The 22,588-nt window shown below is 39.1% G+C and carries 27 protein-coding genes and 1 pseudogene; 10 read left to right on the top strand and 18 right to left on the bottom strand.

The annotated features are described in order from the left end of the window. Position 1: 1 nt before the first annotated feature. The 4 genes from H8S17_RS00620 to tadA form a co-directional block, all read right to left on the bottom strand. Complete coding sequence (locus tag H8S17_RS00620; protein ID WP_186865799.1) at positions 2-703, bottom strand: ABC transporter ATP-binding protein; 702 nt, start codon at positions 701-703, stop codon at positions 2-4. Positions 704-841: 138 nt separating this feature from the next. Next, on the bottom strand, positions 842-1,480 hold the full coding sequence (locus H8S17_RS00615) for a TetR/AcrR family transcriptional regulator (RefSeq protein WP_186865798.1): 639 nt from the start codon (positions 1,478-1,480) through the stop codon (positions 842-844). A gap of 93 nt (positions 1,481-1,573) precedes the next feature. After that, positions 1,574-2,464: a C39 family peptidase gene (locus H8S17_RS00610; RefSeq protein ID WP_186865797.1), complete on the bottom strand. Its 891-nt coding sequence runs from the start codon at positions 2,462-2,464 to the stop codon at positions 1,574-1,576. A gap of 86 nt (positions 2,465-2,550) precedes the next feature. Further along, a complete protein-coding gene (gene tadA, locus H8S17_RS00605) occupies positions 2,551-3,024 on the bottom strand; it encodes a tRNA adenosine(34) deaminase TadA (protein WP_186865796.1) in 474 nt (157 codons plus the stop codon). Positions 3,025-3,262: 238 nt separating this feature from the next. Between tadA and H8S17_RS00600 the strand changes: the two genes are divergently transcribed. Then, the gene (locus H8S17_RS00600) at positions 3,263-3,811 is read left to right on the top strand and encodes a GNAT family N-acetyltransferase (protein WP_186865795.1); all 549 of its coding nucleotides are present in this window, start codon (positions 3,263-3,265) and stop codon (positions 3,809-3,811) included. Here the strand turns inward: H8S17_RS00600 and H8S17_RS00595 are convergent. Further along, positions 3,804-4,889 carry a DUF6128 domain-containing protein gene (locus tag H8S17_RS00595; protein ID WP_186865794.1) on the bottom strand — a complete coding sequence of 362 codons (1,086 nt, stop codon included), beginning with the start codon at positions 4,887-4,889 and terminating at the stop codon, positions 3,804-3,806. The genes H8S17_RS00600 and H8S17_RS00595 overlap by 8 nt on opposite strands. 159 nt (positions 4,890-5,048) lie before the next feature. Between H8S17_RS00595 and H8S17_RS00590 the strand changes: the two genes are divergently transcribed. From H8S17_RS00590 to H8S17_RS00575, 4 genes are all read left to right on the top strand, one after another. Then, positions 5,049-5,432 carry a Fur family transcriptional regulator gene (locus H8S17_RS00590; RefSeq protein ID WP_186865793.1) on the top strand — a complete coding sequence of 128 codons (384 nt, stop codon included), beginning with the start codon at positions 5,049-5,051 and terminating at the stop codon, positions 5,430-5,432. Positions 5,433-5,460: 28 nt separating this feature from the next. After that, the gene (locus tag H8S17_RS00585; RefSeq protein WP_186865792.1) at positions 5,461-6,003 is read left to right on the top strand and encodes an NADH peroxidase; all 543 of its coding nucleotides are present in this window, start codon (positions 5,461-5,463) and stop codon (positions 6,001-6,003) included. Positions 6,004-6,563: 560 nt separating this feature from the next. Beyond that, positions 6,564-6,989, top strand: a complete 426-nt coding sequence (locus tag H8S17_RS00580; RefSeq protein ID WP_186865791.1) for a helix-turn-helix domain-containing protein — start codon at positions 6,564-6,566, stop codon at positions 6,987-6,989. A gap of 12 nt (positions 6,990-7,001) precedes the next feature. Continuing rightward, positions 7,002-8,006 (top strand): helix-turn-helix transcriptional regulator, encoded by a 1,005-nt coding sequence (locus H8S17_RS00575; RefSeq protein WP_186865790.1) that lies wholly within the window; start codon positions 7,002-7,004, stop codon positions 8,004-8,006. Positions 8,007-8,177: 171 nt separating this feature from the next. On the opposite strand, the gene H8S17_RS00570 is transcribed toward H8S17_RS00575, so the two are convergent. Continuing rightward, positions 8,178-8,597, bottom strand: a complete 420-nt coding sequence (locus H8S17_RS00570; RefSeq protein WP_186865789.1) for a hypothetical protein — start codon at positions 8,595-8,597, stop codon at positions 8,178-8,180. A gap of 29 nt (positions 8,598-8,626) precedes the next feature. Continuing rightward, positions 8,627-9,028, bottom strand: a complete 402-nt coding sequence (locus H8S17_RS00565) for a hypothetical protein (protein WP_101876503.1) — start codon at positions 9,026-9,028, stop codon at positions 8,627-8,629. A 238-nt stretch (positions 9,029-9,266) separates the two neighbouring features. On the opposite strand from H8S17_RS00565, the gene H8S17_RS00560 reads away from it, so the two are divergent. Beyond that, entirely contained in the window at positions 9,267-9,977 is a 711-nt protein-coding gene (locus H8S17_RS00560) for a recombinase family protein (protein WP_186865788.1), read from the top strand. 17 nt (positions 9,978-9,994) lie between these two features. On the opposite strand, the gene H8S17_RS00555 is transcribed toward H8S17_RS00560, so the two are convergent. Then, a complete protein-coding gene (locus H8S17_RS00555) occupies positions 9,995-10,411 on the bottom strand; it encodes a hypothetical protein (RefSeq protein WP_186865787.1) in 417 nt (138 codons plus the stop codon). Next, positions 10,408-10,590 carry a helix-turn-helix domain-containing protein gene (locus H8S17_RS00550; protein ID WP_186865786.1) on the bottom strand — a complete coding sequence of 61 codons (183 nt, stop codon included), beginning with the start codon at positions 10,588-10,590 and terminating at the stop codon, positions 10,408-10,410. Before H8S17_RS00550 ends, H8S17_RS00555 begins: the two co-directional genes overlap by 4 nt. A 115-nt stretch (positions 10,591-10,705) precedes the next feature. Between H8S17_RS00550 and H8S17_RS00545 the strand changes: the two genes are divergently transcribed. After that, positions 10,706-10,930, top strand: a complete 225-nt coding sequence (locus tag H8S17_RS00545) for a helix-turn-helix domain-containing protein (protein WP_101876506.1) — start codon at positions 10,706-10,708, stop codon at positions 10,928-10,930. Positions 10,931-10,970: 40 nt separating this feature from the next. Here H8S17_RS00545 and H8S17_RS00540 read toward each other — a convergent pair whose 3' ends face one another. Together H8S17_RS00540 and H8S17_RS00535 are read right to left on the bottom strand one after the other, a co-directional pair. Further along, positions 10,971-11,201 carry a hypothetical protein gene (locus H8S17_RS00540; RefSeq protein WP_186865785.1) on the bottom strand — a complete coding sequence of 77 codons (231 nt, stop codon included), beginning with the start codon at positions 11,199-11,201 and terminating at the stop codon, positions 10,971-10,973. Positions 11,202-11,244: 43 nt separating this feature from the next. After that, positions 11,245-12,465, bottom strand: a complete 1,221-nt coding sequence (locus H8S17_RS00535) for a tyrosine-type recombinase/integrase (protein ID WP_186865784.1) — start codon at positions 12,463-12,465, stop codon at positions 11,245-11,247. 126 nt (positions 12,466-12,591) lie between these two features. Here H8S17_RS00535 and H8S17_RS17040 point away from each other — a divergent pair. Next, positions 12,592-12,705 (top strand): annotated as a pseudogene (locus tag H8S17_RS17040) (NADH peroxidase); the annotation flags it as partial. 67 nt (positions 12,706-12,772) lie between these two features. On the opposite strand, the gene H8S17_RS00525 reads toward H8S17_RS17040, so the two are convergent. Genes H8S17_RS00525 through H8S17_RS00515 form a run of 3 tightly spaced genes read right to left on the bottom strand, consistent with a single transcriptional unit; the run spans position 12,773 to position 15,184 of the window. Next, positions 12,773-13,330, bottom strand: a complete 558-nt coding sequence (locus H8S17_RS00525) for a GNAT family N-acetyltransferase (protein WP_186865783.1) — start codon at positions 13,328-13,330, stop codon at positions 12,773-12,775. Further along, positions 13,320-14,273 (bottom strand): cation diffusion facilitator family transporter, encoded by a 954-nt coding sequence (locus tag H8S17_RS00520; protein WP_330595580.1) that lies wholly within the window; start codon positions 14,271-14,273, stop codon positions 13,320-13,322. The genes H8S17_RS00525 and H8S17_RS00520 overlap by 11 nt, the downstream gene beginning before the upstream one ends. A 26-nt stretch (positions 14,274-14,299) precedes the next feature. After that, positions 14,300-15,184, bottom strand: a complete 885-nt coding sequence (locus H8S17_RS00515; RefSeq protein ID WP_186865782.1) for a YitT family protein — start codon at positions 15,182-15,184, stop codon at positions 14,300-14,302. A gap of 40 nt (positions 15,185-15,224) precedes the next feature. On the opposite strand from H8S17_RS00515, the gene H8S17_RS00510 reads away from it, so the two are divergent. Further along, the gene (locus H8S17_RS00510; RefSeq protein WP_186865781.1) at positions 15,225-15,716 is read left to right on the top strand and encodes an MCP four helix bundle domain-containing protein; all 492 of its coding nucleotides are present in this window, start codon (positions 15,225-15,227) and stop codon (positions 15,714-15,716) included. Positions 15,717-15,798: 82 nt separating this feature from the next. Here the strand turns inward: H8S17_RS00510 and H8S17_RS00505 are convergent, their stop codons facing one another. Both H8S17_RS00505 and H8S17_RS00500 read right to left on the bottom strand, forming a co-directional pair. Further along, positions 15,799-16,578, bottom strand: a complete 780-nt coding sequence (locus H8S17_RS00505) for a sulfite exporter TauE/SafE family protein (protein ID WP_186865780.1) — start codon at positions 16,576-16,578, stop codon at positions 15,799-15,801. A 401-nt stretch (positions 16,579-16,979) separates the two neighbouring features. Beyond that, positions 16,980-18,224 (bottom strand): galactokinase, encoded by a 1,245-nt coding sequence (locus H8S17_RS00500; protein ID WP_330595579.1) that lies wholly within the window; start codon positions 18,222-18,224, stop codon positions 16,980-16,982. Between the two features lie 143 nt (positions 18,225-18,367). Here H8S17_RS00500 and H8S17_RS00495 point away from each other — a divergent pair, with 143 nt between their 5' ends. Beyond that, positions 18,368-19,255, top strand: coding sequence for an AraC family transcriptional regulator (locus tag H8S17_RS00495; RefSeq protein WP_186865778.1), 888 nt, complete (start codon positions 18,368-18,370; stop codon positions 19,253-19,255). Here H8S17_RS00495 and H8S17_RS00490 read toward each other — a convergent pair. Both H8S17_RS00490 and H8S17_RS00485 read right to left on the bottom strand, forming a co-directional pair. Further along, the gene (locus H8S17_RS00490) at positions 19,252-21,273 is read right to left on the bottom strand and encodes a beta-galactosidase (protein WP_186865777.1); all 2,022 of its coding nucleotides are present in this window, start codon (positions 21,271-21,273) and stop codon (positions 19,252-19,254) included. The two genes, H8S17_RS00495 and H8S17_RS00490, sit on opposite strands and share 4 nt — an antisense overlap. 15 nt (positions 21,274-21,288) lie before the next feature. Beyond that, positions 21,289-22,587 carry a GGDEF domain-containing protein gene (locus tag H8S17_RS00485; RefSeq protein WP_186865776.1) on the bottom strand — a complete coding sequence of 433 codons (1,299 nt, stop codon included), beginning with the start codon at positions 22,585-22,587 and terminating at the stop codon, positions 21,289-21,291. Position 22,588: the final 1 nt, after the last annotated feature.

The following is a 22,588-nucleotide window of genomic DNA, read 5'->3' as shown; positions in this document are numbered from 1 at the left end:
ATTATAAATCCTCCAATTCTGCTGCCGGTACTCTCACTTCATTTTCATATTCCTTACTGATCTGTCCGTCCTTTAAAAAAATGACTTTATGTACCATATTTTTTATGGAATTGTTATGGGTAACGATCAGCATTGTCGTTCCATACTTTGCATTGATCTCCTCTAAAAGCACTAAGATATCTCTTGAAGTTTTTGAATCCAATGCTCCGGTCGGTTCATCGCAGAGCAGCAGCTTTGGATTTTTCACTAATGCCCTTGCGATCGCACATCTTTGCTGCTGCCCACCGGAAAGCTGTGCCGGAAATTTATTCTGATGCTCACTTAAACCTAAGGTTTCGATCAGTTCGTCCATCGAAAGCGGGGCATCCGTCAGATATTCGCACACCTGTATATTTTCCCTGACCGTAAGATTCGGCACTAAATTATAAAACTGAAAAATAAATCCTAAATTATCCCGTCTGTAGTCTGCTAACTGGTCACTATTCATGCCAAAAATCTCCGTCTGATCTACCTTGATCGAACCTGAATCCATCGTATCAAGACCACCGATACAGTTTAATAAGGTAGATTTACCGGAACCGGATGTTCCCTGTATGACACACATCTGCCCTTTTTCGACACCTGTGTTCACGCCTTTTAACACCTGTACATAACTTCCACCTTCACCATAACTTTTTTTCACATCTGCTATTTCTAAATACATCAAACTTCCTCCTTTTGCCCAATGGCAATTATTCTGCATTTTTATAGTTGCAATATATGTTCATGTGTTTACATAACAGCGTTATGTAAATGTTTTTTATAAGGTCTTTCATTTTTCAGAAAGACCTGTTCTTACTTTTTATAAATGATTCCACGGCTTCACCAGACCATACCAGCCTGCTACTAAATATTTCATGGCTTTATCTGCAAATGCAAGTGCCTCTTCTTCATTGTCAATATGTGTTACCATAAAAATAAACATATCGATCTGTGAATGTGACATCCAGTGTACGACTTTCCGGTCTACCATAGGCACTCCATATGCCTTACACATAGCTTCACAGGCAAATACATTATGTGCATCCATCAGATCTACGAATTGATCCGGTATGGATTCCATGGAAGATCCCTGTGATTTTGTTAAGATCAACAATACCTCATCCCGATACTGATACAACTCATGTACAATACTCACCGCGGATTCAAAATCACTGCCCTCATCATGTTCTGTGGCTTTTCCGGTATTCATCTCCTCTGCTTCAAAGGAGAGATGTTCCTTTAAGACAACCTCCAAACGTTTTAACATATTGCCAACGACATTGCAGAACAGATCATCTTTATCTTTGAAAAAGAAATACAATGCTCCTGTAGTCACTCCTGCCTGTTTGCATATATTCCGGAGCGATGCTTTCATAAAGCCTTTTTGCATAAATTCTTCTTTTGCACACAAAAGCAGCTGATTTTTCGTTTCACCATCCTGCAATTTCTTTCCTGCCATTACTTTCTCCTTTTATTTGATAAAGGTGTAACATAACACTGTTATGTTACACCTTACTGCGGTTTTTGTCAATGTTAGATTTGGTATTTCCTTCTACTGTCCATAAATTGCCCAAAGATTCTTAATCTGTCCGGATAAAGTATCAAACGTCCACTGTTTTTTACTGTTGCTCCTGTGGTTTGGATCATTGACAAAATATCCTTTGCTGTCATATCCCCTAAGCAAAATATAATGTCCGGTATCTGTAAAATCGCCGGGTGCCATACTGCATACAACCAGACCTCCACAATCTAATACCGCATCGATCGTACTCTCATTTAAAGAAATCTCCTCCCCATACAGACCTAAACCGGTTGCACCATCTGTCCAGAATGTCCAGCTTGTCCCCTCATCGGTATGATATCCGTTATCCTGTGCATACTCTGCCATTTTTTTTGGATTCATGGAAGTATCACCCGTATGATACAGATATGCCATCGTCATACAAGTAGGACCACATCCTGAAAGTGCTATCATCGCATCTCCATAAGCATCATATCCCCAACGCTTGTCCCACTGCATCAAAAGTGGCACTTTTCCTTTTTTAACATCTTTTGAAATATCAATGGTGGCTTTCTGGTAAGTTTCCCTATTTGGATAATCTTTTACGAAATCATAAGTTTCTTCATTCTTTTTCACAAGTTCGATCAGTTCTTTCGGATATTCATCTGACTTCTTTAAACGTTCTATCTTTGCTTTTTTTCCAAACAAATCTCCAATGTCATAATGAACTGCTGTATAACACAGACCAGCTAAAAGCACAATACTAAGAAATGTACGGATCAGAAGCATTTTCTGCTTTCTCCTGCGTTTCTGCCTGCGGATCATTCGTGAATCATTTCTACGCTCCTTGGCATATCTATGATTGACATACTGTCTGTTTCTCTGCCTATATGCATCATTTCGTTCTATGGATATCATCTGTACTTCTCTGTTTCCTGCCATAAAAAAACGCCTCCTGTTCCTAAAAACCATTATACAGGAAAGGCGCTTTTTGTTCTTTTATACTTTTCGTTGATTTGTTTAAGATTCTATGAATTTTTCTTTTTCTTCTCACGCAGGTCGCGGAAAAAGGTGCTGAGCATCATCGAACATTCTTCTTCTAACAATCCCCTTTCTATTTCTACCTGATGGTTAAACTCAGCCATCTGCAGCAGATTTAAGACCGAACCTGCACATCCGGCTTTTGGGTTCATCGCTGCGATCACCACTTTTTTCATTCGTGACTGTACAATGGCTCCGGCACACATCTGACAGGGTTCTAAGGTCACATACATCGTGCAGTCCTCTAACCGCCAGTCCCCGCACTTTTTGCTTGCTTTTTTGATCGCCGTCAATTCTGCATGTGCAAGTGTATTTTTATCTGTGTTTCTTCTATTATAACCTCTCGCAATGATCTTGCCATCTCTGACAATGACACAGCCAATTGGCACTTCTTCTAATGCATATGCTTTTTTTGCTTCTTTTATCGCAGCCCTCATATATTTTTCTTCTGTATTAAGCATATCTTTTCCCTTTCCAATCCTGTGGCAATATAGTATGATACAAGGAGTACCTTTTACACTCATTTGATACACGAATTGCTCCGTTGCTACGCAACTCCCACAATTCTACACACATGAGGAAGTAGCGATTTCCAAAGGAAATCGCTACTTCCTCATGTGTGAGCGGATCAACAAGTCAGAACTCTTGACCCTTGTATCATATTATAACAAATTTTAAGAAATCAAGAAAGGCAATTCCATGAAACTTACATACGAAACTGAACGCCTGCTATTAAAAATATTAAGACCAACACCGGAAAATGCGATGGCGGTTCTTGATTTTTACAATCGAAACCAGCTTCTGTTTGAACGCTATGAAGCAAAACGACCGGAGAATTTCTATACCGCAGAATACCAGAATGCCGTACTTTCCTGTGAATACAACCTTACCTTACGTCTGCAAAGCCTGCGTTTCTGGATCTATGAAAAAGATCAGCCGGATATCATTATCGGAACTGTCTGTTTTTATAACATCACCCATTCGATCTATGACTGCTGTAAGACTGGCTACAAATTCGATCAGAATTATCAGGGCAGAGGTTACGCAAAAGAAGCGATGCAGTTTGGAATTGCCATGATGTTTGAACAATTACACCTGCATCGCATAGAGGCCTATGTTATGAAAGACAATGCACCCTCCATACACCTTTTAATGGCTTTAAATTTTGAATATGAGGGCACCTGCCGGAAAGTTATCCGCATCTGTGACACATGGGAAGACCATATGCTATTTTCCCTTCTTAAATAATGCGGTACCAGTAACCGAAGTTCCCGGTTTTGTATTCAGCCATTTTTGCAGTCCGAAACTCCGGAAAACCAAACATGGATGCCATGATCCGTTCCTGATTTGCAAACACACCCGGAACCCCGATAAAATATGCCTTTTTTCCGTTCTCCTGCATTTCTCCTAAGATAATATGTCTGTAATTAAAAAATCCATGCAGCAGAAAACTGTTATTTCCGATATACCAGTATTTCTTCGGCAATTCCTGCAGATCGTGTAACTGCATACGGATACATTCGATCTCCTGCCCTTCAAATGGATAGAAAACCGTTTCTTTTAACCTTAACTTCTGAAAAATCCTCTCCCAGCTGCTATCTTCTAAAAATTCTTCCATCGGAAGTTCTGTTGCCTGTATATTTCTATTACCTGACCTGTTTTGTCCCATCCTCATCCGGTTGTTCATCATCTGACTTGTATTGCTCTTAGTTTCTGCCGCTGTCACCTTTTGATCCTGAGTGGATCCTTCTGTGCCGCTTTCCCCTCTTGTGACTTCCTGCTCCGCTTCATCCTGCTCTTTTTCAGATAGTTCGCGTTCGTCCGCAGACTGATTGTTTCCACGCTGTCCACTTACATTCTGCCCATTTTCAGACGGAATATCTGCAGCTTCTTCTATTTCATTACTTTCTGCCTCCGCCGGTGCGGTTTTCCTTTTTTCTATCACCTGAAACCGTTGTCTTGTGACTGTCCCTTCTTTCCACTGGCTTGCAAGATAAATTTCTTCTCCGCATGGGATAAATATTCCTTCTAAATCTAAAACAGTAATACCAAACTCCACTAACTCTTTTGTATCAAATGCATAGCGGACATCTCCCCTGCCTTTTGACAAAGCGAGCTCCCCGACTAAAATTCCGTGCATAACATTTTCTTTTCTGGTAAATAAATAAACTGTAGTTTCCCGCTGTTCTAAATTTATATTTTGGATATGTACTTCCATCCTGCATACATTTCCCCGGATCTCCATCTTGGCAAATCCGGCATTTTCCTGTCTTTCATCATTTTCATATCTATAAATATAACTGATAAAACGCTGTAACCCTGCCATGATTCCTCTGATTTTACTGTTTTGTTGTATTCTATGCATGAATCTTATAAATATTCTTAAAAATTTTCTAAAAAAAAGATTGACAAAAGTAACATCACATAGTATATTCATATCAGAAACAGTAATCATTACTATTTTCAATAAGAGGAGGCCACACTAATGCTTAAATATAGCAGACAGCGTGAATCCATTAAAAGTTATCTGGATACACACCGTACACACCCAACTGCAGAAACGGTCTATCTGGATATCAAGCAGGAATTTCCGAATATCAGTCTTGGTACTGTTTACAGGAATTTGAATCTTTTAGCGGAGATGGGTGAGATCCTGCGCATTTCCCCCGGAAATGGTCCCGACCGCTACGATGGCAATGCCGCACCACATTATCATTTTATCTGTACCAGATGCGGCAGGGTACTAGACATTGATCTAGACCATCAATCCCAGTTAGACGAACTCGCCGGAGAACACTTTGATGGTAAGATTGTCAGTCACATTACACATTTTTTCGGACTCTGTCCGGAATGTAAACTAAATAACTAAATTTATTTAAGAAAAGGAGATTATCATTATGGCAAAATATGTATGTTCAGTATGCGGATATGTTCACGAAGGAGATCAGCCACCAGAGGCCTGTCCAATCTGTAAGGCACCTGCTGAAAAATTCACCAAACAGGAAGGTGAGAAAACATGGGCTGCAGAGCACGTTGTAGGTGTTGCAAAAGGTGTCAGCGAAGATATCGTTGCTGATTTAAGAGCAAACTTTGAAGGAGAATGTTCAGAAGTTGGTATGTACCTTGCAATGGCAAGAGTAGCTCACAGAGAAGGCTATCCAGAAGTTGGTCTTTACTATGAAAAAGCTGCTTGGGAAGAAGCAGAACATGCTGCAAAATTTGCAGAATTACTTGGTGAAGTTGTAACAGACAGCACGAAGAAAAATCTTCAGATGCGTGTAGACGCTGAAAACGGTGCAACTGCTGGAAAATTTGATCTGGCAAAACGTGCAAAAGCTGCTGATCTCGATGCGATCCATGATACTGTACATGAGATGGCTAAAGACGAAGCCAGACATGGTAAGGCATTTGAAGGACTCTTAAAGAGATATTTTGGCTAAGAAATACAAGGATTTTTGAAGTATGAGAGGATAGGTTTTATAGCCTGTCCTCTTTTTTCAAGTGGAAGAAAAGTGTACTTTTCTTTTTCTACAATCTTTATTTTCCCTATAAAGTGTACTTTCTGCAAAGTGTACTTTTTTACACCCCTATTCTACCGCTTTTATCCGCTGTTTACAAGCGTTTCTTTTCATCAACCTGTCAGCAATTCCTTAACGACTTTACACAACTATCAGCAATTTTTAAGAAGTAGTTGAATAATCGGAACAACTTTTTATTATGTTATGCGGCGGCTGCCCCTTGCGCTCTCTGCCCCTGTTCAGACGGACTTTTTTTATTTTATTACAAAAATTTGATAAAATATATATAAGAAAAAGAAATACAAAAAGCAGCAATCCACAGGCGGCAAATGGCTTTAAAACGCCTGCTGCCGCTTATCAATTATAACAAGAGGAAAGGAAAGCAAATGTCCGTACCAAATCAGAATTTTATTGTGATTCACAGGGAATATCCCAAAAAGGATTTTTTACAGATAAAAAATGAAAACTGGCAGAACGTCTTAATGCAGACAAAAGAAGATTATGCCGCTCTTGCCCTATATCTGTATCTTGCTTCTAACATGAATAATTACAGATTAGAATTATCCCCACAGGCTATTCAAAACGCTATCGGTATGCCACGAAGCACATATTATAAAAAATTGAAGATTTTAAAAAACAATGGATATATAATAGAAAGACAGGGGAATCTATTAGAGTTTTACGAAACACCGCAAGAGCAAAGTGTGAGAAGCGGTCTCCCAGAGAAACAGCAAAATCTCTCCGCTGTACAGCAAAATCCACAGCAGAGACAAGACAGTTTACCGCAGAAACAAAATCTTCCCCAACATAATATAGAAATAGATAATATATATACAGATAATATAGATAATACACATAATACAGATATAACCAGCAACAGCAGGAAAATGAACGCATTTATTTTTTAAGGAGCGCACAGCATGGAAAATGGTATTTCAGACAGCAAAAGATTATCCCTCATATATTTGCAGGAATTATTTTTGCAGAAAACAGACGAAACGCATTTTTTGAAAATGCCGCAGATACTTGCATTTCTGGAAAAGAAAGATATTTTTATAGACCGCAGAACCGTATATACATATTTTAAATTGTTAAACTATACAGGTTTTGACATTGTTTCTGTCAGAGAAAAAGGAGATTGCAAATATCATCACCCACAAAGAATTTTTGATATAACAGAATTGAAGTTTTTGATTGATTCTATCGCCGCTTCTAAGTTTTTAACAGAAAAGAAGTCAAAAGAATTGATTGATAAAGTAAAATCTTTGGCAAGCGATTATGACAACGCCGCTTTAAACCGCAGCGTTTTACTAGGGAATCGGGTAAAAAGCATAAACAACACTGTATTAGAAAACCTTGATTCTATCTATGCGGCAATAGCGGACAACAGCAAAATCACATTTCAATATATGCGCTGGAATCCGCAGCATAAACTGGAATATCAGAAAGGCGGCAAGCTGTACAGCGTCAGCCCCTATGCAGTATCTTTAAATGCAGATAACTATTATCTGATTGCCTATGACAATGCAGCGGAGCTTTTGAAGCACTATCGTATTGACAAGATGAAAAATATTAACCTGCTGCATGAAGCAAGAGAGGGAAAGAAAATTTTCAAATCGTTTAACCCTGTTGATTATACCTTAAAAACTTTTGGTATGTATGGCGGCAGAGAGGAAACGGTTAGTATAGAATGTTCTAACTCCCTTGTAGGCGTTTTCATTGACAGATTCGGCTATGCCGCACATTTAAGACCAGATTTTGACAATGCCGATAAAACGATTGTAAGAATCTCCGTCAATGTAAGCCCTCAATTTTACGCATGGTTATTTGCTCTTGGCACAGGCGTAAAAATTCTTTCCCCAGATTCCGTAATAAATGAGTTTATCGCTATGACCGATTCTGTATTGAAAAATTATCGAAATTAACCGACTTTTTCGTTTTTTCCGTAATTTCAAAATAATATCTGTACCGCTATTCCCTTTCTGAAATTCAAAAATACTTTTGGAGAGGGAATAGACCTAACGACAAGGGAAACGGAGATTCGCATTTCTGGATTCCCAGAATATAGCCCCGCCCCTCTGCCGATTCGTCCTAGTTCATGCGGCTTCTGGCTCTGTCAAATTGACTGTTTCTGCCGCTGCTTTAGGTGCGGCTGCCGCTATCATTTCTCTATGGTTTGGATAATAGGCAAGAAACCATTCCCTCACATATTTGTAAACTGTACCGTTTTCATAACCATAGTTTTCATAGTGTAAAATAGTTTTCTCAAAATTAACGAGGTTTGCGCTGTCCATAACAGAGATAAACTTTCTCATGTACTTGTATGTAAGACCTTTATAGCCGCTCTCACGCCCTCCTGCTCTTGTGCTCCTAAGGACAACTCTCATAGTAGGATTATCCATTTTCGCTAATTGCAGACTTGTGTATTCCTCTGAATTGATGTCTGCTGCCGCTTCAATAAAACTTCTTGTTACAATAATGCTGTTTGTAATAAAATCAATCTTCATTCCTTGCATGGTTAGAGTCTCCTTTAAACGTTATATTTTTAAGCTGCTTCTTTTGTAGCTGTTTCTTTGGAAAGTTCTTCTAATTCTGTCGTGTAAATATTCTTGTACTTATCAAGAAACCACTTCTTCACTGTCGCATACTTTCCCTTTTTTCCCTCCTGCAATTTCAGAATTTTTTCAAACAATTCCTGTTCTTCCTTGTCTCTGTTAGCTGTAATAAAGCGTTTCATTTCCTCAATGCTTAAACCTTTGTATGTAACTTTGTTTTCCTTTTTCTCAATGGGCTTTATCGTAATCTTAAAATCTGGAAAATCTTTTCTCAATGCAAGCATAGTCTTGTATGCATCAGAATCAATAACGCCTGCTGCCTTGCTGAATCTTTTTGTGATGATAATTTCTCTTGTTACAAAGTTGATTGCATATCCTTTTGTGTTGTTCATAGTTGTTATTCTCCTTTTGTTTTCGTTCTGTTTTCTATGTGTTTATTTTACAATATTAGATGTACAAAAATTTTGACTTTGATTGAATTTCTTCCTATTATAATGTTTTTTAATTTGTACCAAAATAAACCTATTGAAATTTGTACCAAAATTATTGACAAAAGTGGGAGAAAGTGGTAAGATAATAGTATCAAAAAAGAGGTTCGTTTAAACTGGTACAAAAGGAGATTAAAAGAGCATGAAAGAAGAATATGGATATTGTAGAATCTCAACCCCCAAGCAGAATATAAGCAGACAGGAGCGGAACATTTTAGAGGTTTATCCTGCTGCCCATATTGTTAAAGAAGTCTACACAGGCACTAAGACAACAGGCAGAAAGGAATGGAACAAACTCCATAAATTAGTAAAGCAAGAAGCGGTAGCAGGAAAAGAGATAACAATTATCTTTGATTCTGTTTCCAGAATGTCAAGAAATGCAGACGAGGGCTTTCAACTTTACGAAGAATTATTCAATATGGGAATCAGCCTTGTATTCTTGAAAGAGCCGCATATCAACACAGACACTTATAAAAAAGCCTTAGAAAGCAATATACAAATGACTGGTACTAATGTAGACTTCATTTTAGAGGGAATCAACAAATACTTATTATCGCTTGCAAAGGAACAAATCAGAATCGCTTTTGAACAAGCGGAGAAAGAGGTTTTAGACCTACATCAGAGGACTTCCGAGGGAATCAAAACCGCAAAACTCAACGGAAAGCAGATAGGCAGAATCAAGGGCAACAAATACACCACCAAAAAAGAGACTGCCGCTAAAGAAATCATTCTGAAAAACAGCAAGGATTTTAACGGTACAAACACCGATTCCGAAGTTATAAAGATTGCAGGAATTTCCAGAAATTCCTACTACAAATACAAAGCAGAATTAAAGGCAGCAGCAGGAAATTAAAATCCTGCTGCCTATTCTTAATTTTGTGGCAATTCATTGATTACGTCACTTGCATCTTTAAAATTCTTATAACACTGACTGCACATATTTGTTTTCTTTATACTTTTTGCATTTTCAGAACCTTTTTTAAACTCCCTATGACAAACTTTACATTCAATATTATCCGAAGAATTATTTGACTTCATTTCTTTGAAGTGTTCTTTACATAAATACATATCTTCATAAGGCTTTCCGTCAAAAAAATACGCCCCACCATCAGCGGCATTTTTACAAATTGAACATTTATATTCTGAATAGTCTCCTTGTATGTAGCCATTTTTATGTCTAGCACTGCTTACGCCTACAATCAAGAAAATTATAGCAAATACAATCAATAAAAATATTCCCATAATCATTATTTCTGCAAATTTGCTGCTATTGTTTTTTTCATTCATAATGGTTTCTTTCCTTTCCCTTGTTTAGGACATTCCGCATTAACAGGAATCTGCCATTGACCGCCCCTTTTCTCTGGTTTCACCACAAGATAAATTTTGCCTTGCCTACACCATTTTGAAATAGTGGCTTGTGTATAACCCCACTTTTCAGCGGCTTCTTTTGTACCCATGTACTCCATGCGCTTCACTCTCCCTTTGTTTTATTGTATCTTCCAATTACATTTTAGAGTTTATAACTCTATCTGTCAAGAATCATGCAGCAATCACTTATACTATTTTCGAGGTGGTAGCAACATGAAATACAACGAAAGAATAAGGGAAATCAGAGAAGATAATTCCCTAACACAGCAGAAAATTGCCGACCTGCTGCACATAGGACAACGAACCTATGCAGACTATGAGAGCGGCAAGACAAGAATCCCTGTTGATAACCTCTTGATTCTTGCCCGATTTTACAATGTGTCTATGGACTACATCACAGGCGCAAGCAACGTAAAAACAGAATACCCCAAAGCATAGGCAGCCGCATTTCCTTACTATAATGCTGCTGCCTATTGTTTTAACGCTTCTTAACTTCTTCTGCTATATAAGAATCTAAACGGTTGATACCTCTTTGTAATTCCTCTTGTAAGGCTTTTAAATAGTATTTTGTACAGTTGGCAAGGTATTTGGCTTCTTCCTGCTTTTCGTCGCTGTATGCGGCTTCTGCTGCCCTTAAAAGACGCAATAGTGATTCTTGATTGTACTCCACTTCTAATAAATCTCTCATAATTGAATACAGTTCTTCCATTTTGTTTTCCTCTCTTTCATGGACTTGTTTTGACTGTATACAATTACATCTTTTCGAGGTTTTTCAATAATTCGTCAATTCCCTTTTCAGAGATAGCAACATAATATTTATGCGTTACTTGGCTGTTGCTATGCCCCATTTGATTACACAATAGATATTCCGGCGTATTCAGTGCGGCTAAATTTGTTCCGTAGGTATGCCGCAGATAATGATATTTAAACAATATATTATGTTCTCCCTGTAACGTTCTCGAATGATACTTCATGGAATTTACGGTTTGTATTTTCCCATTCGGCAGAGAATTAACCAATTCAAGAGAAGAAATCATTTCCCCATTCAAATCCTGAATAAATGTCTGATTCTGCTGCCGCTGTAAAGCTAATTCTTTTTTGTCCTGCTCCTGCTGCCGCTTTAACATTTTGAAGTATTCTTTTAATTTGCTGCACATATAAATTGTTCTTTTGGCGTTTCTGGTTTTCAGAGACACTAATTTTATCAATCCGTTTTGATACTGCATTTGTCTGTCTATTGTAATAACACCGTTCTTTATATCCACATTAGACCATTTTAAACCGTAGCACTCATTGATACGCAATCCGCAATATTTCCCCAACATATAAGCTGTTTCTGCATTTGTACCTTTGAAATAGCTATCTAGCCGCTCAATCTCTTTATCGTCAAAAGAAACAATGTCTAAATCGTCATCAATCTTTAATTTAGGCATGTGGATTTTTGTATCTTTGTTTACGCACAATCTGTTGTAGGAATCCACATCAATATAATTTCTGGAATATGCCTGTCCGAAAATCAGATAAAACATTTTCAAAAAGGATTCTGTATAGGAATAGGCTCTATTGTCCGTATAATACAGTTCTTCCAAATAATCCTGTATTTCTGCCGCTGTTATTTCATCAATGTATCTTTTCCCAAATCTGGCGCACAGATGATTGTTCCATAAGGAATCCTGCTTTTTGATAGTTGTATAGGCTTTTCCGCTCCTGCCTTTTTCGCAGTATTCTTGATATACTTCTGTTACAGTCTTTCTTATAATCGTTTTTTGCGGCGGCAGCAGAGCTTTTGACTTCTCTTGTGCGATTGCGTTTTCTCTTGCCTTTGCCGCCTGTTTTGCGGTTTTAAAAGGATTCCCCGATTCATTTTTTAATTTCTTTGCTTCTTTCCTCTTTCCGTTGATAACAATAGCGTAACGATAACCCCAGTAACCATTTTCCAACTGATAAACTCCTGCAAATCCTGTTTCTGACATAAATAAAACCTCCTGCTAAGTGTACTTTTGTTGTACTTTCTTGCAGGAAGTTCTTTGATAGTTCTTATAAATTTGTACCGAAAAGTGTACCTTTGTTTTCCTATTATTCCTTGTAAATAAAGAGTTTCTAAAGCTGCTGATCTGGATGCCATCCACGATACCGTGCATGAAATGGCGAAAGATGAAGCCAGACATGGTAAGGCATTTGAAGGACTCTTAAAGAGATATTTTGGAGAATAATCCTACTCTATCCTATGATTCACAAAAGCCGCCGGAGATCTGATACTCTCCGGCGACTTTCATGATATTAAATCTCCCACTCTCCATACCGTACATTTTCCTGATCGCTCTTATGTGCCCCGATCATTTTTTCCATCCAGATCATATCATACCATGTATGAAACTTATATCCGCTGTTATGAAATGTTCCTACCAGTTCAAATCCTATTTTTTTATGAAAATAATAACTGTCTTTCCCCAAATGTGGATCTTCCTGACTTGGAAATGCGATGCAGGCATTCATATTTAAGATGCCCATACTCTTTAAAGATTCCTCTAAGGCGGTATAAAGCACTCTGCCGATTCCTTTTCCCCTTGCATCTTTTCTTAAATAGATCGTCGTTTCGACAGACCAGTTATAAGCCTCCCGTCCTTTAAATTCACCGGCATAGGCATAACCCAAGATCCGACCATCTTCCACTGCCTTAATATAAGGAAACTTCGATGAAACATGATGTATACGTTCTTTAAATTCTTCCAAAGAAGGAATTTTATATTCAAAAGAGATTGCGGTATCCTTCACATACGGTGCATAAATTTCAAGCAATTCTTCTGCATCCGCTATCGTAACTTTCTCAATCTGCATATTTACTGCTGCCTTTTTCTGTTTTATGTATTTCTGCCGGGTTTACATGAACCATGATATGTTTCACTTTCGGGAACTTTTCTTCCATACGATTGTGCACGTCCTCTGCGATCTGATGTGCTCTCTGCAAGGTAAAACTGCCATCGACAGAAATTTCTACATCCACATACCACTTATTGCCAAACATACGCGTCTGTAGCAGATCGATCCCTAACACATCCTTATGTTCCATGACACAGGCGGCTAACTTCCGTTCTGTTTCTTCGTCACAGGAATGATCGACCATTTTATCTACGGCATCTTTAAAAATATCATAACCGGCTTTTATGATAAATACAAAAATCACTAAACTTGCAATGGAATCCATGATCGGATAGCCAAGCCTTGCACCTGCGATACCGATCAATGCACCTACTGAAGAAAATGCATCTGACCGGTGATGCCATGCATCAGCCATTAAAGCACTCGAATCGATCCGTTTCGCATAAAACCTTGTATACCAGAACATGGCTTCTTTGCTTAAAATGGAGAGTACAGCCGCTGCCAGCGCCAGAACTCCCGGAACTTCCAGTGTTTCGTAATTTCCCTGCAAGATATTTCTCCAGGCTCCTGCTCCAATGCCCAGCCCGGTAATAAAGAGCACCATTGCTAATACAAGTGCTGCCACACACTCTAATCGTTCATGGCCATAAGGATGTTCTTTGTCCGATTCCTTTGATGATACTTTGATCCCGATGATCACAATGATGGTACTAAACACATCGGATGCCGAATGGATCGCATCACTGATCATCGCACTTGAATGTGCAATGATTCCTGCAAGCAGTTTCAATACCGAAAGGATCACATTTCCAATGATCGAGACAAAAGACACCCGGTTGGCTATCTTTGTAAAATCATTTTTTCCACTTGTGTTAATAGATATTTGTTTATTTTCTTTCACTCTGCGCTCCTCCAGACTGCATCTTTCTACAGATGCTTTTCATATTTACCATTGATACTCATGCCGTCTTTTGCAACCACAAATGCATTTTCATCTATCATTCTTAAATCTTTCCGAAGATGTGCACACTCATATTTTGATAATACTGCGATCACCATATAAGTCCGGCTCTCTGTATACCCACCTTTTGCCTCCCACCATGTTGCATCTCTTTTGAACTCTTTCACAATATAATCTAAGATCTCTTTCGGCTCTTTTTTGGTAAAGATCACCACTTCCGTATTGATATTCTGTGTATGTGTTTTATCAGACATCAACGTACTGACTGCTGAATAAATGATACTGTAAACTGCGGTCTGCACACCAAACAGGATTGCACAGACTCCATAAACGACTGCATTTACCAGAAGCGAAACCTTGCCAACGCTGAATCCTTTGTATTTTTTTGTAAAATACATTCCGACAATATCCATACCTCCGCTCGAACCTCCGGCTTGTAAAGAAATGCCGATTCCACATCCACCAAATATTCCTCCGATGATAGCCGCTGTTAACGTATCACCTACCACCGGTACTGAAGGAATTGGCAGAATACTTAAAAATATCGTCTGGCTTACAACACATATAAGCGTTCTCGTAAAAAAACTTTTCCCGATCGTCATATAAGCTAAAAAAAACAAGGGGATATTCAATATGAGGTTGATCATACCTGCAATATCCGTAGTTCCTGAAAACAGATGAACATACTGTACAAGTAAGGTACGGATAACCTGACTGATTCCCATCAGCCCACCATTATACAGGTCAGCCGGTACGATAAAAAAATTGATTCCCATGGAAAAAACCAGCATTCCTGCTATTGCTGTTAAATTCCGCTCTGATGTTTTACGATCCAGTATCTTTCTGCCCATAGGCATTTCCCTTCTTTCTTCTTATAGTATATGTAACTGTTTGAATACATCAAAATCAATCCGTTATAACAAAATTTCTTACTGTTTACAGTATACCCACGAATCTTCATATATACAACAAAAAAATACAAGAAAAAGGGGAGGAACTTTATATGATGATGTTGCAGTTGCCTACCAGACATTACGCCGTGTTGCATTTGCACATATTGTTGAAACAGACGAAACTGCCCAACAGACGTTAGAGGATGAGGCAGCATCCTTGAAAAAAACAATATCTGACACATGCAGTGCATATGAAACACTTCTGACCACAGACGAATCCAAAAACAATTTTCAAAATTTTAAATCCGACTATGCTGATCATCTTGCTTCTGATCAGTATTTTAGTATTTGCTTTTGTTGTATTTATCGGTTGGAAGTGGGTATGCAGCAGCGTACAGATTCCATTGTCAAATACATCAACGAAAATATCCTGCCGGATTATGAGGGTTTTGTAGGCGCAGGCAGACCGTTTTATCAATCTGTAATATGATATCAAAAACAGAACGGTCAGATCTCTTATCCTGCAAGCAGGAATAGGAGTTCTGACCTTTTTGACTCACCCACGCACATATTTATTTTATGATATATGTAAATACCATGATTGCTGCACCTAATACCACTAATACAATTCCGGTTGCCCGGTTTAATACTTCCGGTGCTGCCTTATTCGCAAAGACTGCTGCAATCCTTGCCCACAACAGTGTAAACATTACGCACAAGAACAGGATCAGCATATCCGGTGCACCACCGATCGCAAAATGAGATACAGAACCTGTGAATGCAGTAAATGTCATAATAAAGACACTTGTCCCTACCGCAGTCTTTAATTCATAACCCAGCACACTCGTTAAGATCAAAAGCATCATCATTCCACCACCTGCACCAACGAATCCACAGATGAATCCGATCAAAATACCACAGAGAATGGACTGTATCAACCGTTTCTGTGCCGAAACCTGCTGCATTGCCTGTTTTGTGGTCATTACCGGACGTACAATAAATTTGATTCCTAATAAAAATGTCATACATACAGAAAATCCACCCATGGTACGTGCCGGCACCAGACTAGAAATATAACTTCCGACAACTGTAAATACCAGAACGCTCACCATCATCACAATGCCGTTCTTAACATCCAGATTCTTATTCTTTCCATAGGTATAGGCTGATATGGCACTTGCCAGTACATCGGACGCAAGAGCAATTCCTACCGCTGCATATGGCTCCATTCCCAGAAAGGTAACGAGCATCGGCGTAATTACGGCTGCTGCACTCATTCCCGCAAATCCGGTACCAAGACCTGCTCCCATACCAGCAAAAAAACATATGCTGACCTGAAATAGTAATTCCATATTGATTCCTCCTTGCTGTGATCCATAACGCTTATTATAGTACAGCATGGAGATGGATTTCAAGGAGAAACGAAAGGAAATACATATTCTATGGATGTGATCTAAAAACAGATCCGTTCTATACTCTCTTTGAGGACGCTTTAAATCCGCTTTACTTTACTATACTTTGAATAATATACCTTACCATCAATGGTTTGATATCCTCGAACTTTTATATAATAGGTTTTTCTCTTTTTCAGATTTTTCAACGTCACTGTCAATTTTTTGTTTCTAATGTAACTTCTGCTAACAATAACGGCGTATATTGCTTTTTTGCTTCTAGACAATAGAATGTATCATTATTTATTGCAGACCGTCGACTAAGATTTCAGTTTTACATATCCTGATATGTAAATAATCTCTTATTTTCCAAGGCTGACTGCACCTGTCTGGCGGATCTGCATCGGATATACGTTTTCTCTGCCAACATAAGTCGCAATATAATCCACATAATCCTGTGTCTTTGCCTTTGGTACGACTGCAAGGATAACACCTGCAAAACCACCGCCATGTACACGACAGCAGCCATCGCCTAATTTGCCTAAATACAATTCTGTAAGTGCTAAGGTCAGTGCAACTTTCTGATCCTTTTCATTAGACTTAGACATACAGTTCTGTAACCATTTCCATGAAGAATTACCGGACGCTGTCACCATCTGAAGAACCGTCTTTGCATCGCCTTTTTTTAATGCTTCTGCTGTAGCTTCTACTCTGCGGTTCTCCTCATAGAAATGAAGTGCACGCAGGATCGCACGGTCATTGTTTAATTCTTTTTCGATTCTTGGAAGGTCCTTTAAGAATGTATCTAAAGAACTTTCGCAAAGTCTTTTTACGCCTAATGCTTTTGCAACATCGAACATCTCTCTTGGAACTGCGGAATACTCATCACTTAAATCGCCATGTCCTTTTCCGGTATTGACAATAACCATGTCATAGCCTAATTTATCAAAAGATGCCTCGATCTTTTCATATTTGATATCGTTCGCAAAATCTAACAGGATCGCACCGCCTGCTGCACATGCCATCTGGTCCATCAGTCCCGAAGATTTCATCCAGAAATTATTTTCTGCATACTGTCCGATCCTTGCACAATCTCCGATTCCGATCTGATTGTCATTAAATAAAGAATTAACGATCACACAGAACATCATTTCAAATGATGCAGAAGAACTTACACCTGCTGCTGCAATGACTTCTGTTGTCATGTATGCGTCAAAACCTTCTACTTTATAGCCAAATTTGCCGATTGCCTCTACCATTCCTGCGATCAGTGCTTTTGTTCCTGATTTTTTCTCTACAGAAGATGCCTTTGCAATCTCTACTTCAATTTTATCATAGCCTTCACTTAAAATACGGATCGTTCCTGTTCCATTCGCTGCTGCTGCTCCGATCGTATCTAAACTGATACTTGCAGCCACGATCTTACCACCGTTGTGGTCTGTATGATTACCTACGACTTCCGTTCTTCCCGGTGATGTAAAAAACTCCACCTCTGCATCTGAAAAATTTTCTGCAAAACATTTTGCGATGTGTGCAAATCTTTCCCCACTCTTTACGCTTTCACCATATACTCGCTCTAATACTTCTTTTGCCGGCATATTTGACATACCCATTCTCCTTTCTGTTCGTTTCATTTGCTATGTTTTATTCTACATCGGCTTGTTTTTTTGTACCATAAATAAATAAGGAAGAATTAGCATTATCTTGCGGTTTTCGGTCAGGTTCGTTATAATAGGCGAGGGAGGATATTATGCAGATTCAAACAGACGAACACTTAAAAGAACAAAAATTTCATGGTTCCTATGACTTTCCATTATTGATCAGCAAGGAACGGATCACCGCTTATGAATCGGATTCTTTTTTCTGGCACTGGCATCCGGAAATCGAGATCACCGTGGTAACTTCCGGTGAAATGCTCTACCATGTCAATAACTGTCATCTGCACTTAAAAAAAGGGGATGCCCTATTTGGAAATACAGCCACCTTACACTCCGGTTCGATGTATGAACACTCTGACTGCGAATATACCTCGATCACATTTGATGCAAAACTGCTTTACGGTTCAGAGAGCAGTATTCTCTATCATACTTATATGAAACCGATCTTACAGAATTATGCGTTTCCCTGCCTGCATTTTGACGGCAGCAAACCTTGGCATACGCAGGCTCTCATCCGTCTGAATTCTCTGATCGATGCCTATGAAAGTGAAGATACCGCATGGGAATTTGAAGTACTTGAACACCTGTTAGCTTTCTGGAAACTGCTTTATCTTCATGCGGATACAGAAACGGCTCTTTCCATGGCTGACCAGCGTACATACGAAAGGATCCGCAATATCCTCACTTATATTGAAGCCAACTATGACTCTAAATTAACCTTAGAAGATATTGCGGATCATATTCATCTGTGTAAATCCGAATGCTGCCGGATGTTCAAACGCTATATGCGGCAGTCTTTATTTGATTTTATCCTTGCTTACCGCATCGAAAAGAGCCTGCCCTACTTATCCGATAACAGCTATTCGATACAGGCAGTATCTGAAAAAGCCGGTTTTTCGGATGCAAACTACTTTTCAAGGGTATTTAAACAGTTGAAAGGCTGCTCCCCTAGTGCTTTCCGGAAAGAGATCTTACACTAGCTTTTAGATACTGCAACAATCTTTACATCGTGTGCATCTAATACAAGCTGCTTTTCTGCGGGCTGTTCACTGATGATCTCTGTTCCTTTCCATGGAAGATCAACGGTTTTTGTTTCATTGGTATGATTTAATAAGAAAATAAATCTCTCTTTTTCATTTTCCCTGCTTGCTGCTTCCACGCCTTCTGGTATATCCATGACAGGCAGGATTCCTTTTACATCGCATAATTCTTTTAGGAATACCCTATAAAATGCCTCATCGGTTGCTGTTGCAACATAATATGCCTTGCCATCTCCTAATTTATGTTCTGTGATCACCGGTGATCCCTGATAAAAATCACTTCCATAACCGGATGCGTCGATCTGCCTGGCTCCTTCTAAATGCAACAGGTCACAGAGTAAAAATGCCGGATATTCTTTTCCCTTATAGATAAAGCTGTTCTTCGCATTGCGTGGCAGTGCATCCTGTTCTTCTACCCAGATGCCTAAGATGTCACGCAGTTTTCCCGGATATCCTCCGGTAATGACAAGATCATTTTCCTGCACGATCCCACTAAAAAAGCTTGTAACAAATGTTCCACCACGTTTTACAAACTGGCGGATATTTTCATCTTCGCCTTCTCTTACCATATACAGAAGCGGTGCGATCACCACCTCATATCCACTAAAATCGTCCTGTGGGGCAATGATATCCACATCATAATTCATATTGCGCAATGCTTCATAATACCTTGTAAATTCTGTGATATATTTTAGATCACGACTCGGACCTGCGGAATATTCTAATGCCCACCAGTTATCCCATGTCATCATCAGGGCTATCTTTGTCTTTGTCCTTGCACCTAATGTCCTGCTGCCTAATTTTTCTAATTCCTCTCCTAAAGCAGAAATTTCCCGGAATACTCTGGTATTCTCATTGCCAACATGATCGATGACTGCACCATGATATTTTTCACAGGCACCGATACTGCGCCGCATCTGGAAAAACATAACCGTATCTGCTCCATGTGCCACCGCCTGATAACTCCAAAGCCGCATCACACCCGGACGTTTCAGGGCATTGTACTGATGCCAGTTTGTAACACTCGGTGTCTGCTCCATAAGTGCAAACGGTTCTCCATGTGAAATACCACGCATCAGATCATGCGACATTGCGATCCTTGCATAAGAATCATCGATCTGCGGGTAATTATCCCATGAGATAAAATCCATATATTTTGCCCATTTCTGATAATCAAGCCCTTTAAAAAATCCCATTAAATTCGTCGTAATGGATGCTTCCGGCTGTACACGTTTGATCGCATCATATTCCAGACGGTAACAGTCTAAAATGGAATCTGAATTAAATCTTCTATAGTCCAGCGAAATTCCCTGAAACATCGTAAAATCTTCTGCAAAATGTTCACTCAGTGCATTCGGTACTACCACTTCGTCCCAGTCATAAAAAGTATGTCCCCAGAATGCTGTATCCCACACCTGATTCAATTTATCAATCGTCTGATATTTCTCTTTCAGCCATCCACGAAATGCCTTTTCGCAATTCTCACAATAACATTCCCCGCCAAACTCATTTGCAATATGCCATACAACGATATTGTCATATTCTTTGTATCTCTCTGCTAATTTTTCTGCTAAACGAGGGGCATATGTCCGGTAAGTCGGGCTGTTCGGACAGGAATTATGTCTGCCGCCAAATTTACGTTTCCGTCCTTCAAAATCTACACGAAGGATATCCGGATGCCGCTTTGCCATCCATGCCGGATGTGCTCCTGTCGAGGTTGCCATGCATACTTTCATACCATTTTTACGCACTAATTCCATGATACGGTCAAGTCTGTCAAAATCATAAGTATCTTCGGACGGCTGGATCGCTGCCCAGGAAAATACGTTCAGTGTCAGGATATCAATTCCAGCGAGTTTAAACAGACGCATATCTTCTTCCCACGTTGCCTCATCCCACTGTTCCGGATTGTAATCACCGCCATATGCGATCTTCTTTAATTTGTCGTATGGTAACATCGCAATTTCTCCCCTTTATCTCTTTGCATGTTTATTTTTGTACATTTCCTGTTCTGCATTCTTGATTGTTACACCGATGGATTCATTTTCCTGACGGAACGCTCCACCAACTGCCAGTCTGCAGACAAATTCTTTTGGTAAATTTGACAATACATTATTCTTATCTTCCCGCAGACGTACTACAAGATCCTCTACTTCTTCCGGTGTCGTATCTTTTAAGATCATGACAAATTCATCCCCACCGACACGGCAGCACTCTGCACCTGCGATCTCATAAGCATGGATCAGATCTGCCGCATTCATGATCACTTCATCACCCTGGTCATGTCCACAGCGGTCATTCATCAGTTTTAAGTTATCGATATCCATATAGATGACACCGATGTTCTTCTCGCTCTCTAACTGTGGAAGAAGTTCCCAGTAATAACGCTTATTATACAACTGTGTCATGCTGTCATGGTTACTGTTCCATGTCGCATTGACCAGATTCACCGATGATATTAAAATATCATTTTCCATCGTCTTTAAAGACTCACATAAACGCTCTAATTCATCTCCGGTTTCTATGCTCAACTGCTGCAACGGCGATGTCTGGCTGTCTTCTTTTAGATTTTTCGCATAACCGACTGCGGCTGAGGTCATTCGGTTGATTGGTGCAATAATGCTTCTGTTCATATACGAGATTAACAGAATACCAAAGATCAACACTACACCTGTTACGATCATTACAAGCCAGACCAGATATTGTTCCTGCTCTTTTTTAATGCTGTCCAGCGAAATTCCTGCCACCACATATGCAACCGGGATATTATATGATGATTTGATCGGCACATAGATATCTGTATGTGTACCATATTCTAAAGATTTATCCATTGTAAAATTCATCAATGCATCTTTTACGGATTCCTGCTTTGTATCATAGGCACGCAGATCACCTAAAAATGCACCATCATCTGACAAATCTGTATCGAATATGTAGTAACAGCCGTTTTCCTTAAAACTAACGACACTCAACTTCATAATATCTTTGTTCGTATTCCGGTAATCAATCAGCTTGTTCCAGATTTCATAATAATTGGTATCCCGTTTTCTTGTTTCTAAATAATCTTCTACCCTATCACCATCGATCGTCAGGGTACAGGTATTGATAACCGTTTTTGCCAGTTCTGATGTATATGTATTATTCAATGTTACAAACCTTGTATAATTAAAGGTAATACAAAAAATATCTATTGCAAATACAATAAATAAAACGGATAGGATTATTTTATTTTTCAGTGGTCGTTTCAGTTTCTGTTCATTATTATTCTGCAAT

The sequence above is a fragment of the Roseburia zhanii genome (assembly GCF_014287635.1).
GTDB classification, from domain to species: Bacteria; Bacillota; Clostridia; order Lachnospirales; family Lachnospiraceae; genus Roseburia_B; species Roseburia_B zhanii.
Note: the sequence above shows the minus strand (reverse complement) of the source record. Positions and strands in the feature narration are given on the sequence as shown.